Raw genomic sequence first — 15424 nt, forward strand, 5'->3', positions numbered from 1 at the left:
GAAGTTATAATGAAAATACCATCCAACAGTGAGTTCATGATAAATGTTGCAAAAACGGATAAATCATTAAATGTATTAAAAAATAATCCTGAATCCTCACAGGAGATTCAAAAAGCTGCCCAGGATTTTGAAGCAGTGCTACTGAATATGGTCCTTAAAGCAATGTGGAAGACAATACCTGAATCTGATTTATTTGAAAAAAATAATGCATCTAAAATATACGAGGGATTTATGCACACATCGCTTTCAGAAGAGATGGCCGGTAACGGTGGTTTAGGAATAGCAAAAGTACTTGCTCAACAACTTAGCAGAGAACACAAAAATCATAACGTAATCAAATGAAAAATAATATCTTGGAAAATCTTCTAGAAAACCTTTCAGAAACATTAGACAGGATGGTCCTTCTGTATAATGAAATATTTCTAACTGCTCAGAAGAAACAGGAATATATTATTTCCGGAGACATAGATAAACTTGAATCAACAATTTATCAAGAGCGCAACCAGGCAGAAACAATACTTCTACTCGAAGAAAAGAGAAGATATTTATTGCGCTCAATAAATCAAACTATTGGAAGCAATAATAACTCTATAAAACTCAGTGTGCTTATTGAACAGCTGCGAGAACCATATAAGAGTAAATTTAAAGAGCAGTTTGACACTATCGTTGAAATTGTTATCAAAGTTGAAGGAATAAATAAAACGAACACAACGCTGACTAAACATTCACTTGAATATATAAACAACCTTATAAAATATATATGTACCGAATCATTAAACGACAATACCTATCAACAAACCGGCAAACTTAAAGAGCCTGAGCTGAATCGAATATTGTTTGAAATTAACGCTTAAACAAATGAATAAACCCGCTGAACCAACTGGACAAGTAAATAATACCAGATTTTACACACTGAAGTTAACATTTGAAAATACTACTACAGGAAGATAACTATGGCTTCATCAGATATTTCAATCGGATTATCAGGACTGCTCACTGCACAAAGTGCCCTTCAGACAATTGGGCATAATATTGTCAATGCCAACACTCCCGGGTACAGCAGACAACAAGTTTTAGTGTCTGCCAGAACCCCAGATGTTATGTCATTCGGGCCTATTGGTTCAGGAGTAACGGTTGACAATATCCAGAGAATTAAAGACGACCTTTTAAGCTCTCAAATAAACAGCTTCACATCTCTTCTGGGAAATGCAGAAGTACAAAATGAATCACTCCGGAACATAGAAGCTATTTTTAATGAATTGTCGGGGACCAGTTTAAACGGTATGTTAGAGAAATTTTTCAGAAGTGTACAGGAATTGTCAACTACTCCTGAACTCGTCAGCACAAGATACCAATTGTTACAAGATGCTCAAAACCTTGTTACCCATAGCTTTCGTTCACTTGACGAACAATTCAGTAACCTGAAGGTCAATATCAGTGAGAGAATAGAATCAAAGGTTGCTAATTTAAATAGCATAACGAGTGAAATTTCATTCTTAAACAGAAGAATTAATGACATTGAGTTAGGTGCAGATAATACCAGTGCAAATGACATGCTGGACAAAAGAGATCAACTTTTAACAAAACTAAGCAAATTGGGTGATATCAAAGTAATAAAAAATAAAAACGACAGTTCTGTTGATGTTCTTCTTGGCGGAACATTGGTTGTAAACAGAAATAGAACAGAGAAAATCACAACAAGTTTAGCAGGTGAGGGTGTTAGAAAAGTCCATGGATTATCAATAGCGGGTTTAAACAGTGGTGAGTTAAAAGGTCTGATGAATATGCAGAATGTAACTATACCTAAATATATGCAGGATATTGATACTCTTGCCGCCAGTTTTATCAAGGAAGTTAACAATGTTCACAGTGAAGGAGTTGGGCTGAGTGGAGGGTTTAGTACTCTAGCAAGTATAAATGCGGTTGATGATAGTAATTCCCCATTAACAAACGCAGAGCTTCCTTATTCACCCTCAGTCAATACATATTCTACGGGTACTGTAACAAGCTCAGATAATGGAGATGGAACTACTACAGTCACTGGAGTTGGTACAACTTTTAAAGTTAATGTAAAAGCAAATGATTGGATCAAACTTAACGATGGAAATGTCTATAAAATCACATCAGTTGATAGTAATTCTAAACTGACTGTAAGTGGTGCATATACCGATGCGGTACCTGCTGCAACCAATATAACTGATGGCAGTCTGTATATAACGGTCACAGACTCATCAAATGCAATCACGAAAACCAATATAAATATTGCTGCGGATGAAACACTAAATACCCTCTCTGCAAAAATTGGAAATATTGCTAATATCAATGCCAATGTTACAAATGGCATTTTGACAATTACTTCAGACAGTGGATATACCTTTAATTTTACAAACGAACTGGACGTCAATCCTGGAACAATTGGTTCCGCACAATCCACTCTTTCCGGTCATTACTCAGGCAACGACAATGATGTTTTCACATTGACTGTTGTTGACGCAGGGACCGGAACAGTAGGGTCAGGCTCTGCTTTAATAAGAGCAACAGATGCAAATGGTAAATTAATAGCAAATCTTGAAGTTGGGACGTCATATGATGCCGGAAGCTATTTACAGATAACGGATGGTGTATCTATAAGTTTTGACAATGGCAGTATAGCAGTTGGTGACAAACTGGCTTTTGACGTCACTAACGACCCGGACACTAGCAACGTTTTAAGCGCACTGGGATTGAATACATTTTTTGAAGGAAATGACGCGTCATCAATTGATGTGGCACAATATATCAAAGACGATGTGACCAGAATTGCAGCTGCTTCAACCAGTTCACCGGGAGATAACACAAACGCCCTCAGACTGGTAAACTTACGAAATCAAACATTAACAAAGGACGCAACCTTCAGCGACTTTATACACGGTTCCATATCTCAATTAGGAATAGAAACTGCGGAAAGGGCCAGTGAAACAAACAGCTTCAAATCATTGCTTACTAATTTAGACAGCCGACGTCAGGAAGTATCCGGGGTTTCAATTGATGAAGAAATGGTAAATACTATCAGATTCCAGCAGGCATTTCAGGCTTCTGCAAAATATCTTTCTACTATCAAAGAAGTAAGTGACTTGCTTATGCAGTTGTAATAGAAAAGGATTTTATTAATATGACTACAAGAGTAAACCTTGAGACCTTCATAAACACAACATTGTCAAATGTTATGCAGAGCACATCTAATATGAACAAGCTCCAGGAACAGATCTCTACAGGAAAAAAAATAAACCGTCCTTCCGATGATCCTGCCGGCGCAAAAAAGATTTTAAGCCTGCGAACGGAAGATCTCCGACTCGACCAATATGCTTCAAACATTAAAACAGCAACACAGTCTTTAGATTTTAATGCATCTGTACTGCAAAACACATCAGATATACTGCAAAGGATAACAGATTTAACAATGCAGGGAGTCAGTGACTCGACAGATCAGAATGGGAAAAAAATAATTGCAAACGAAATAAACCAGTTATTAGAAACAATATTACAGACCGGAAACTCGAAGCGATTGGGACGTTACGCCTTTGGCGGGACGGAGACAACGACAGAGCCATTTGAAGCTACACGCAACTCCAGCGGAAATGTATCAGCAGTAACTTATAAAGGGAACCGGGAAACAATAGAATACAATATTGGTGCGGGCATTAAAGCGGTGGTTAACCTGACAGGAGATGAAGTTTTTATGAGATCAAAGCTTTTTAACACAATTATAAAAATACGTGATAACTTATCAGATGGAGCGGTAACATTTGCCAGAAATGAATTAAACAATCTTGACGCGGCGTCGAAAGACATTCTAAATGGTATAGCTAAAGCGGGAGGAATTGCCAATACACTGGAGCTTTCTGGCAACAGAATTACAGACACAAAGCTTTCACTTCAGGAAGTCTTAGCGTCAACTGAAAGCGCGGACATAGCTGAACTGGTTTTGAAACTATCAGAGCAACAGAACATCTTTGAAGCGTCATTGGCGTCCGGGTCATATATATTTAAAACATCTATATTGAATTATCTCTAACAGTGAGTGAGTGTAACAACAGACAGTAAAAAATTATGTTTATTGTGTCTCCGCCTTAATTAGGACGGAGTGTTATATTTGAAAAATTTATTATAAAGGAGTAGGTTTCAGGTGGTATGATGATTACAGAGTTCAATCCATTTGAAATCTATTAAAGGAACTATGTTATTAAAAACACGTCTATTCGGCGAAATTGATGTTAAGGATGAAGAGGTGATTTATTTCACCAAACCAATCCTTGGATTTGACAATTGCAGAGAATATCTTCTCATGCAGAATGAATCAATATTTCCCACATTCTGGCTACAATCTATTAATGACCCAAATCTCGCCTTTCCAGTTGTATCTCCATTCTCAGTAGACGACAACTACTCAATTAATTTACAATCGCCTGACCTTGAGGATGTTAAACTGAAAAGTATTGATGATGCCCTGGTCCTCACTCTCATGGTGGTACCACAATCCTTATCATCAATCAGGACTAACTTAAGAGCCCCTATCATTTATAATCCTGAAAATAGAATCGCTAAACAACTTATACTGTATGATGAAAAATACCCTATACACTATTACGTGCTAGATAGTTCAAATAATTAGGTATAATTTAATAAGTACATTCTGACAAATAACCTGGAAGGTGACAAATGCTTGTACTAACAAGGAAGTTAGGCGAAAGTATCATAATTGATGAAAATATTCAAATATCTGTAGTAGAGATTAACAAAAACAATATTAAATTAGGGGTTAAAGCGCCAAAAAAAATAACTATTTACAGGCAAGAAGTGCTATTGAAAATAAAGGAGGAAAACGAACTGTCTTCCTCATCCGAAATGGTAGACTTTTTAAATTTCCCACATGTGAATATGGAAAAGTAAATACACTCCAACCTTATTTTTTCGCCTGTATGATGAGAAGAGACGTATAGTACCATTCGGTTGTACAGTATTGCCATGCACCTTGAAACAACACCCACACATACCAACTAAGAAGGTGAATATTCCTCCTGAGCAACTGGTTACCTCCAAAAGTATTATTAAATTTGTTTGCTCTTCAGCTCTACTTTCAGGAAAGTTTTTCCTCCAAATATTGCATATTATTTATACAAAAAAGTATTCTGACAAAATATGAGAAAACCTTATTAATCATGTTAGAAATATCAAAAGGTCATAAGAGTTTATTGTCTTGTTATTTAACGAGTATTTTTTATTAACAATTTAATCTCTTACATATTCGTATCATTTAGGCATGAATTTAGCTGTAATATAAAGGCAAAATTACTATCTTCATTGAAATATAACTGAACTTATTTCTATGTCAGTATAAATAACTGGAGAATGAATCTAAATTGTCTTCGATAAAGGAGCTTTCATGAACACTACAGAGAATATTTTAACGGATATTCATTTTTTTGAAAATGAGTCTGTTTCTTCACTGAATGAGACAGGTACACGGTTAGCTAAAGCAGGTAAAATGCAGGAGGCTGAAGAAAATTATTTAAAAGCGATTGAATTAGACTCACATTATCCACAGAGTTACCATAACCTTGGTATACTACAAGCGGCACAGCAAAGAACAAAAGAGTCAATTCGAAATCTTGAAAAACTAATTGAACTCGAACCGGGTATTGCAAAACATTATTGCAATCTTGGTATTGTATATTATTTAGAAGGATCATTTTACGAGTCTGAATTGTTTTTCTCAAAAGCGTTGGAAATAGATAAAAACCACCCTGACACTCTTTTCAATTTAGGCAAATTACTTTTTAACCTGGAAAGAACAGATGAAGCAATCATATTGATAGAACGTTTTCTCGATATGGACAATGCTGACACAGAAGCAATGTATATACTGAGTATGTGTTTCCGTAAAATAAATAACAAAGAAAATGCTATATTGTATTGTGAAAAAACGCTAGATATAGATCCCGACTACCGAGAGGCGAGAAAAATGTTGAAGGAGCTGAAAGGCCCAGATGTTAAATTTAACATCTCGTAATTTTATTGTTCCATATTTAATTCTAATGTGATTGCGATAGTCATTCTGAAATAGATAGCGACAGTAATAACGGCATTCATTTTGGTAAACAATCTACTAGTATATTTGAGAATGAGTTGACCCTCCCGCTTGAAGTTGACTATTGCTCAATACATTAATCTATCAACCTTTAATATTCAGGAGAGTGAAAAATGAACAATATGCTGACTGAGGGAGAAACATTATTTGCTGATGGTAAAATTAATGAAGCAGAGGAGTGTTTTGTGTTTCTGATAGAACATGACTCCTACTGTAAGGAAGCCTACAATAATCTTGGCGTAATTGCATTCCAGAAGGATGATAAAGTGAAAGCTATTGATTATTTTACCAGGTCTCTGGAAATTGACCCTCTTTACAGAGATACTATTGTAAATTATACCAACCTACTCATATCATTAGATCAACCACAGATAGCTATTCCCTTACTGGAAAAAGTTGTGGAGCTAAACCCGGAAGACAAAGAAACCAAACAACTTCTGGATGACATTCGTCATCTTCATCCAACAAATATTTAATGAATAATAAACTTAAAGAAGGCGAAATATTATTTGCAGATGGTAAGATTGAAGGTGCAGAACAGTGTTTTTTATCTCTGGTAGAAAACGACTCTGAATGTAAAGAGGCCTATAACAATCTTGGCGTAATTGCTTTCCAAAATAATGATAAAGAGAAAGCCATTGATTATTTTACCAGATCTCTGGAAATTGACCCCCTTTACAGAGATGCTGTCTTAAACTATACAAGCTTACTTAGAACACATGACCAACTTCACATAGCAGCTCACCTGTTAGAGAAGATAGCAGAGATAAGACCAGACGATGGAGAGATCACACAGCTTCTAGAAGAAATTCGAACTACCTCCCAAATCAGACTCAAAATTGCTATACTCTGTCTTCCTGGATATGAGTCCTTTCTTCCGGACATTGTTAACCATCTTAAAGCAAGATACGATGTACAAACTTGTTATACAAATAATGAACAGGAAATTAAGGCATCAGTTGAATGGGCTGATATTGTATGGCTTGAATTTGGAAACGATATATCTGTTTATGTTACAAAGAAAGTATCCGCAATTCAGAACAAGACAGTTGTCTGCAGAATACACAGCTATGAAGTTCTGCAAGGTTACTTATCAAATATCGATTTTACAAAGATCGATGTGGCTGTTTTCGTAGCAGACCACGTAAGAGATATTGCATTTGAAACATATCCCTCCATTAAAAATGAAACGAAAACACTTGTTATACAAAACGGCGTTAATCTTGCACAGTTTTCATATTTAGAAAGAACACCTGGTTTTAATCTTGCAGTCGTTGGAGACATCAACAATAAAAAAAATCCAGCAATGTGGATTGAAATCATGAGCAGACTCGTAAGCATAAACACTCAATACACACTTAATGTTGCAGGAAACATTCAGGAACTGCGCTACAAATATTATTTAGAAAATATTATTAACAGATTGGGCCTCGAAAGAAATATTAAATTCCATAGCAGAGTAGAAGACATACCTGAGTGGTTTGAAAGAGAGCGAATTAACTATCTTCTGACTACCAGCGTTTTTGAATCATTCGGTTATTCAATAGCAGAAGCTATGGCGATGGGTTATAAACCATTGATTCACAACTTTCCAGGCGGATATGACAACTGGCCATCAAATTGCATATTCAGTACTACAGATGAGCTAATAAATTTAATACAGAATGGTAACAATTATGACTCTAAAGGATATCATGATTTCGTAAAGGACAGATATTCATTGAATGTGCAATTCGATAAAATTGACATGGTGTTAAACAATTTGACAAACAAGGATTCTAGACAGGCTACCAGAGTTTTTTCAGAAAAACAAAATATCAGCACTGGAAAAGATGTTGCTTCTCCCGGTATAACATCACATACCAGTAACCTTCACAAACCTGACAGGAATTTAATTGTCACAGGTATACCAAGAAGCGGAAGCAGCCTTTTCTCCGTCTTGATAAATAGTATTGAAAATGCAGTCTGCCTGAATGAAATTGTTTATGATGTTCACAAATTACCATATGCTTTTGAAGAAATAAGAAAACGTCTCGTTTTCAAAACCCCCATACCTAATAAATATGATAGCAGAGGTGTATTAACCAGCAATACTCAAGATGGTATCGTAAAAATTGAAGAGAGAGTAGTTGAAATAGTTGATGATAATGTTGTTGTCGGTTCCAAAGTCAATATTCCGTACCTGAACGATATCAGGAAAATTTTAGACTACGGCTACAAGATTATAGCAGTAGTCAGAGATCCTGTATTTACCATAGGAAGTTGGAATAGTAAAAAAACAAGTCATTTGGATGAAGCACGAGTTACCGGAAGCATCATGTCCCCACGCTGGGCCCATATACCATTTACAACAGGAGAAAAGATTGGACGCCAGGCGCAAATATGGGAGTTTTATGCCGAAATAATATGGAGCTTACGTAATAGAATTAAGATTTACACATACGAACAGGTGATTTCAAACACAGAGTGGATTCTAAAAGATGTATGTGAATATCTTGGATTGAATGTGCCTGTAAAGATAGAACCCCTTGAAAGTCTGAACAAAGTATCCAGATATCCTGATATTGCTGAAATCAGGGAAGCAGTAAAACAGTACTGTCCGATCAGCAGGGAATTTGGATACCATCTTTACCGTAGTAACAACGGCCCATACAAACCTCAGGAATATTGGGAAAATCGAGGGACTGATTATGAGGTTGATACAAAAAGTTATAATTCCGACATAGAAATACCAACTCTGGGAAGACTACTTGAAGAATACAACCTGCATGATTCAGCAATACTTGAAGTCGGTTCTGGTTACGGAAGGATCTATCAGGAAGTTGGTATGAAATGTAGCAATTATACCATGTGTGATTTTTCAAACTCTATGCGAAGTGAGTGTAAAAAGAGAACAGGCATTCTCCCTGATTATTGGAACGGTCACAAATTGCCATATCCTGATAATAGTTTCGATCTGGTTATTCTTTTTTCAGTCCTTCTGCATGTACCTGAAAAACAAATTGAGTCTTTTTTTTCTGAAATATGCAGAGTAACAAAAGAATATATTTTTATAGCCACATACACGGGGAATTTGGAAAATCTCGACACTCATGTTTTCAAGTATAATTACAATACATTATTTATCAACTATGAACTGGAAATAACTTTTGAGAAAAAAATTAACAATGGCCTGAGAACTAACTGGTTACTTGAAAAACAGATTCAAAGGCCAGGATATTGTAAATAATCCGCTAACAATACTATGGATCTCAATCCCGTTATTTATACAGACAATCTTCATATTCAACCTCGGTTACTTCCTTCTGGCGAGATTGTTTAAACTCTCATATCAGGACGCCGCCCCTTCCGCTTTAATTGGTGCTTCAAACCACTTTTTGTGATTTGAAAGTGTCAACAATTAGTACAGTTTATTTTACATTGATGTAATAGTATGAACTTTATTACCACATGATAAGCAGTTCTCAAATGATGACACTCTTGTTTCACAGGGTTGTATCTGGTTATTATAACCTGACGTCTATTTCAGTTAAATGACAACTATCTCAATTTATACTTATCGTAACATTGTTAAAAAACAATTAGGAGAATGATGATAAAGAAGATAACAGTAAGTTTGGTATAACCGATCCTCTTAGCGGAGTTACAGACTTGACTCTGAGACTGAACATAAACAGTGCAGACAAAGTAGTTGCATTACTTGATTATGAGAGTAACGGGACATATGACAAAATGATGGATGGAAACCACGATCTTACATTTACGACAGGGTCGATTTACACCGGTTATTTCGGTGCATGGAAGGACTCCTTTTCAGGGCCTGTATGCAAAACACCAACTCGAATAATAATACCCAAAAACTCTCCTGATGGCGATTATACTGTAAACTGGGATGCATCAAGCACTAATGAAGTAACATATATTCTGGAAGAAGCGACAAATTAAAACTTCACCTCTGAGCTGAGAACGGTATATACAGGACCCGATACCACTGCAGACATAACCGGCAGAATCCCATGCCAGACATATTACTATCGTGTTAAGGCAACAAACATCGGTTACGGTAACAGTGTCTGGAAAAAAGGGATAAACAGTTGTAATGTCTCACCGCTTCCTTGAATATCGACAACACCTGAGGATTGAAAATGTCCTCTCTTGTTTTGCCATCCCTATATTGAGTAATCTTTTATCAGAATAGGGATGGCTTGTTTTCCAAGCAGGCCATATGACAAAGGCTGTTTGAAAAACAGCCCCTACAATTTGTGATTCATTTGATGAATGGTATCAATTGTCATTTAACACAACATACCAAAACTACATTTCCGGAAATCCGAAAACCAATTTATATATAGACATTAAATATATAGTTTAGTATCATAAAAAAACTTGTTTTTTACCTGTAAATTAAATTGTACATAAATATTTGATGTGATATTCTGTATGGCTTGATTCTACCAGAGTTTGCAACTTTTTATGGAGATTGAGATGTTTAATACAATACTTGTACCGATTGATTCCTCAGACACGAGCCTGGTCGCAGTTGATTACGCGATTGATCTAGCCAGGTCTTTCAAATCAGAGATAGCAGGGATCTCAATAATTGACATAAAGAAATTAGCCGGTCCATTTATGAGAGATCTGGGGACAAGCATTGGTGGCATGGTACCTTATGGTGATTTCCAGCAGCAGGTACGACAGTTTCTGGAAGACACTGCTACAGCAGCCCTGGATGAATTAGAAGGAAAATGCAACACTGCCGGAATTTCTTTTACACGCACAAAGAAGGAGGGTGTTGTTGCCAGGGAAATTGTCGAATCTGCAAAAAGATGTGACATGATAGCAATGGGAATGGCGGGAGAACATGTATTCTGGCGTGATGCCTTCCTGGGTTCAAACCTGGAATCTGTTGTAAGACAGACACACAAGCCAGTACTGGTAACCCCTGAAAAATATAAAAAAATCACAAAAGTACTGGTTGCGTATGATGCCAGCACGTTCGCAACAAAGGCTTTAATTGCCGGCGTAGACATTGCGCGGCAAATGAAACTGCCCCTGACAGTAGTTACCGTATCTGATGATGAAAAATCTGGTGAAGAGGTCCTTTCTCAAGTAGACGAAAAGCTGAAAGAGAGTGACATCACGTATGACAAGGTCCTTAAAAGTGGTGAAACGGTAAATATGATCCTGGATCTTTGTGATCAGGGTTCATACGACTTACTGGTAATGGGCGCCTACGGCCACTCAAAAATACGAGAATTAATCATTGGGAGTACTACCTTACAGATTATGAGAAAAGTAAATTGCGCAGTATTACTGTGCCGATAAACCAGCTTCTTTCAGTAGATGATGTATGACATTTTAGTTCGTAAAATCTAAATATCTTGTCAACTATATAAAATGATCTCAGGAGAAACTAGATGATATCCTTGAAAAAAATATTATGTCCGATCGACCATTCAGATTGCTCAAAAGAGGCGCTGAAATATGCCGTCACATTGGCAATGAAAGATGAAGCAAAATTGTATCTGCTGCATATAATCGATATACGCTCTTTTAATGAAGGGCTCGAAACGATGTCAACGCAGATACCGGACGAAGAGACACTTGAACAGTTACGAATCAAACTTCTTGATTGTATACCAGAGGAAATTAGAGACGACATGGATGTAGAAGCCATTGTCGCACAGGGTATACCTTTTGTTGAAATTATTAGCACTGCAAAAGAAAAAGAAGTTGATATGATAGTAATTGGATCGCATGGAAGGACCGGCATCTCACATATGATGTTGGGCAGTGTATCTGAAAAAGTGGTAAGGAAGGCTCCATGTCCCGTATTAACAGTCAGACAAACCGGACAGAAATTCACCATGCCCTGACATTTATTATAGAACTATAAACTTCATTTTACAAAATTCAAAATGAAATTGTTACAGATCATCTTAGATAGCTTCTGATACCAGAGGTGTTCAGGCAATAGTTATAAGGAGATAATTGTGAAAAAGAGACCATCCTTAATTGTTGAGTTTGATGATGTTATTTGTGGACATCGTTTCCCGGATGTAGTAAATCCAACAGAAGGTGTTCAGAAAGCATTAAAAACATTGAGATAAGCAGGTTGCCGAATTGTTATCCATTCCTGTCGAACATCATTTAAGTTTAAGGACCTGCTCATTGGTGATCAGGTCGACAGGATTAAGGAGTATGTGACATACTACAAACCACCTTTTGATGATGCCTGGGTGTCTGCCTGACAAGCCGATTGATGTTGCATATATTGATGGCAGAGGAATGAATTTCAAAAACAATTGGGGAAAAATAATTGCAAAATCCAGAAAATATAAATAAGCTGTCCCTCGACTCCTCGTCCGACCCGGCACTGGCGAACGCTCGGGATGTCGTCAAACTGAGTAAAGTCTACGTGTTATAACATTGAATTTCCTATGTATTAAATTATGATTTCCGTTCAATCCGTAAGCAAGCAATATCTCGAACAAGTTATCTTTGACAACATCTCTTTTAACCTGAATACCCGTGAACGCACTGCCCTTGTTGGCAGAAATGGACACGGAAAGACTACATTATTCCGAATGCTCACAGGAGAGGAGCAATGCGATGAAGGTATCATCGCCATTCCAAAAAACTACCGTATAGGATATTTAAGCCAGCATATTAATTTTACAAAACCAACAGTTTTGGAGGAAGGGTGCAGCAGCCTTCCGGATGATCGCAAGGATGATGACTGGAGGGTCAAGAGTGTACTTTCAGGTCTTGGTTTTTCAGAAAATGATTTCGACCGTGATCCAGCGGAATTTTCGGGTGGATATCAAATCAGATTGAACCTTGCAAAGGTTTTGGTCTCAGCCCCGAATCTACTTCTTCTTGACGAACCAACGAATTTCCTGGATATTGTTTCCATCCGCTGGCTGACCGGTTTCCTGAATAACTGGCAAAATGAAATTGTCATAATAAGCCATGATAGAGGGTTCACAGATAGTGTCGCAACTCATACCCTGGGTATCCATAGGCACAAGGTTGTAAAGATCAAAGGGGGTACACAGGAGTATTATGACAGGATATCAAAAGCGGAAGAGATCCATGAAAAACGGCGCCTCAATGAAGACAAGAAACGTAAACAGGCAGAAAATTTCATAAACAGTTTCCGAGCAAAGGCGGGGCATGCCAGCCTGGTACAGTCACGTGTCAAATCCCTTGAGAAGCAGGAAGTTCTGAAAAAACTTGAGAAAATATCCACGCTTTCTTTTTCTTTTAACTCCGCTCCATTCCCTGCTAAAAGCATAATGGAAACTCAGGACCTGACTTTTTCCTATGATGACAACAATTCACCTCTAATAGACCATATTAACTTCAATGTCGAGAGCAATGATAAAATTTGCATCATCGGAAAGAATGGTAAAGGGAAGACAACATTGTTGAAATTACTGGCTGGAATATTATCTCCCTGTGAAGGAAAGATCAGAAGCCATCCTCAAACTAAGGTTGGTTACTATGAACAGGCAAATACAGCAACCCTTAATGACCAACTAACAGTAGAAGAAGAGATTGCCTCAACTGTTTCAAGCATTGAGAGAGGAAGAGTCAGAAGTATCTGCGGTGCTATGATGTTTTCCGGAGACAGTGCTTTGAAAAAAATAAAAGTTTTATCGGGAGGTGAAAAATGCAGAACACTGCTTGGAAAGCTTCTGGTTTTACCAACAAACCTCCTCTTACTTGATGAACCAACCCACCATCTTGATATGCAGTCATGTGAAGCCATGATGGATGCAATAGACAACTTTAACGGCGCAGTACTCATGGTCACTCATAACGAACACATCCTCCACAGGATTGCAAATAAGCTGGTTGTATTTCACCATGATAGAATATTCTTCTTTCATGGTACTTACGCTCAATTTCTTGAACAAATTGGATGGGATGACCAGGATAGTATTACACCAGGAGAAAAATCATCTAAACAGGAAGGCCCGCAAAGCCTGAATAAGAAAGACAAAAGAAAAGTTCGTGCCGAGTTTACTGCCAGACGTTCAAAGGCATTGGCCCCTTTTGAGAAGAAAATAAGAGAGATAGAAAAAAAGATAGAAAAATCTGAACGGGAACTGCACTTAGACACAGAGTCTTTGATTAAAGCATCACAGGATAAGGACGGAGTAACTATATCAAGGTTATCCAAATCAATCAAGCATGCGCAAAACCATATTGACACACTCTATGAAAGTCTTGAAGAGACAAATGAAGAGTACGAACTCAACAAAACGGAATTCGATGAAGAAGCTCGTTCACTGAAATAGCACATGCAAGAATTGAATATGAATTTTCATTGACAAATAGACATCTTCGTTTATGTTATTATGTATATATACGTAATATTTATAAGCTAACAATGAGATTAGAGGAGAAAAACATGCCTTTATACGAATATAAATGCAAAAAATGTGAAAAAATTTCTGAGATACTTCAGAGGAATAATGAAAAAGTTGTTTGCCCTGAATGTGGTAGTAAATCATTAGAAAAACAGTTCTCGGTATTCGCAAGCAGTTCGGCACCCGAATCATCAGCAGCCGGAGGCGGTATTCCCCCATCATCACCTGGTTCGTGCGGTACAGGTTGTTGCGGAATGAGCGGGCATTGATTTAATATTACCCGCTTTATTACAATTTCCAATTTCCCGAAGTCCAATATTACATTGTTCTACTATTACAAACGATTTAACATTTCGAATTAATGGCTAATTTTTTTCAGACCTTGTTCCAGGACATTCTTGCAATTAACATGGTCATCCCACAGGTATCTATCAAAGCCGCAAAAAGTAGGCCAGCACCCTCTATTCCAGACAATCTCAGGAACATTGGATTTTAAACATGTATAGATAATCCTGAAACAAAAGGTCAGAAATACCTTAATTGTTGGTGGTGGATTTATTGCTCTGGAAATGGCAGAAAGTCTTGTCTCGCATGGAATAAATACCAGCCTGATTATCCGTCGTGATCAAATACTTTCAAATTTTGACAAAGATATCTCTCTTTCGGTCCAAAACTATATTAAAACAAAAGGAGTTCAAGTCCTCGACGAAGATATAATAATAGATTTTGAAGCTGATGTAGACTGCAATGTAACAAACGTGATTACGAAGGAGCAGCCCATTCCTGCAGAATTCATCCTGTTGGCATTGGCAACGAACACAACACCTAATGTACAATTGGCAAAGCGTACTGGGATTGAGATAGGCCAGACTAAAGCTATTCATGTCTCTTTATCCGTTTTTAAATAGAAATGATTTAA

15 protein-coding genes and 1 pseudogene are annotated in these 15424 nt (G+C 37.1%); all 16 read left to right on the forward strand.

The annotated features are described in order from the left end of the window. Positions 1-9: 9 nt before the first annotated feature. The 16 genes and pseudogenes from SCALIN_RS03880 to SCALIN_RS03955 all read left to right on the forward strand — a co-directional run bounded on the left by SCALIN_RS03880 (position 10) and on the right by SCALIN_RS03955 (position 15413). Positions 10-342 (forward strand): rod-binding protein, encoded by a 333-nt coding sequence (locus SCALIN_RS03880; protein ID WP_096892941.1) that lies wholly within the window; start codon positions 10-12, stop codon positions 340-342. Next, positions 339-854, forward strand: coding sequence for a flagellar protein FlgN (locus SCALIN_RS03885; protein WP_096892942.1), 516 nt, complete (start codon positions 339-341; stop codon positions 852-854). Before SCALIN_RS03880 ends, SCALIN_RS03885 begins: the two co-directional genes overlap by 4 nt. A 99-nt stretch (positions 855-953) precedes the next feature. Beyond that, entirely contained in the window at positions 954-3131 is a 2178-nt protein-coding gene (gene flgK, locus SCALIN_RS03890; protein WP_096892943.1) for a flagellar hook-associated protein FlgK, read from the forward strand. 20 nt (positions 3132-3151) lie between these two features. After that, on the forward strand, positions 3152-4054 hold the full coding sequence (gene flgL / locus SCALIN_RS03895; protein WP_096892944.1) for a flagellar hook-associated protein FlgL: 903 nt from the start codon (positions 3152-3154) through the stop codon (positions 4052-4054). A 141-nt stretch (positions 4055-4195) separates the two neighbouring features. Further along, positions 4196-4651: a flagellar assembly protein FliW gene (locus tag SCALIN_RS03900; RefSeq protein ID WP_162532137.1), complete on the forward strand. Its 456-nt coding sequence runs from the start codon at positions 4196-4198 to the stop codon at positions 4649-4651. A 47-nt stretch (positions 4652-4698) separates the two neighbouring features. Further along, complete coding sequence (csrA, locus tag SCALIN_RS03905) at positions 4699-4929, forward strand: carbon storage regulator CsrA (protein WP_096892946.1); 231 nt, start codon at positions 4699-4701, stop codon at positions 4927-4929. Positions 4930-5422: 493 nt separating this feature from the next. After that, positions 5423-6049, forward strand: coding sequence for a tetratricopeptide repeat protein (locus SCALIN_RS03910; RefSeq protein WP_096892947.1), 627 nt, complete (start codon positions 5423-5425; stop codon positions 6047-6049). A gap of 191 nt (positions 6050-6240) precedes the next feature. After that, the gene (locus tag SCALIN_RS03915) at positions 6241-6603 is read left to right on the forward strand and encodes a tetratricopeptide repeat protein (protein ID WP_096892948.1); all 363 of its coding nucleotides are present in this window, start codon (positions 6241-6243) and stop codon (positions 6601-6603) included. After that, the gene (locus SCALIN_RS03920; RefSeq protein ID WP_096892949.1) at positions 6603-9356 is read left to right on the forward strand and encodes a methyltransferase domain-containing protein; all 2754 of its coding nucleotides are present in this window, start codon (positions 6603-6605) and stop codon (positions 9354-9356) included. Before SCALIN_RS03915 ends, SCALIN_RS03920 begins: the two co-directional genes overlap by 1 nt. Further along, positions 9331-9504 (forward strand): annotated as a pseudogene (locus SCALIN_RS23780) (ACR3 family arsenite efflux transporter); the annotation flags it as partial. The gene SCALIN_RS03920 and the pseudogene SCALIN_RS23780, both read left to right, overlap by 26 nt. A 274-nt stretch (positions 9505-9778) precedes the next feature. Then, the gene (locus SCALIN_RS03930) at positions 9779-10072 is read left to right on the forward strand and encodes a hypothetical protein (protein ID WP_096892950.1); all 294 of its coding nucleotides are present in this window, start codon (positions 9779-9781) and stop codon (positions 10070-10072) included. 540 nt (positions 10073-10612) lie between these two features. After that, complete coding sequence (locus SCALIN_RS03935; protein WP_162532138.1) at positions 10613-11452, forward strand: universal stress protein; 840 nt, start codon at positions 10613-10615, stop codon at positions 11450-11452. A 92-nt stretch (positions 11453-11544) separates the two neighbouring features. Continuing rightward, on the forward strand, positions 11545-12003 hold the full coding sequence (locus SCALIN_RS03940; protein WP_096892952.1) for a universal stress protein: 459 nt from the start codon (positions 11545-11547) through the stop codon (positions 12001-12003). Between the two features lie 576 nt (positions 12004-12579). Beyond that, positions 12580-14433 carry an ABC-F family ATP-binding cassette domain-containing protein gene (locus tag SCALIN_RS03945; RefSeq protein ID WP_096892953.1) on the forward strand — a complete coding sequence of 618 codons (1854 nt, stop codon included), beginning with the start codon at positions 12580-12582 and terminating at the stop codon, positions 14431-14433. A gap of 113 nt (positions 14434-14546) precedes the next feature. Further along, entirely contained in the window at positions 14547-14774 is a 228-nt protein-coding gene (locus SCALIN_RS03950; protein ID WP_096892954.1) for an FmdB family zinc ribbon protein, read from the forward strand. A 243-nt stretch (positions 14775-15017) separates the two neighbouring features. After that, entirely contained in the window at positions 15018-15413 is a 396-nt protein-coding gene (locus tag SCALIN_RS03955) for an NAD(P)/FAD-dependent oxidoreductase (protein WP_304518440.1), read from the forward strand. Positions 15414-15424: the final 11 nt, after the last annotated feature.

Origin of the sequence: Candidatus Scalindua japonica (genome assembly GCF_002443295.1) — a bacterium.
GTDB lineage: Bacteria > Planctomycetota > Brocadiia > Brocadiales > Scalinduaceae > Scalindua > Scalindua japonica.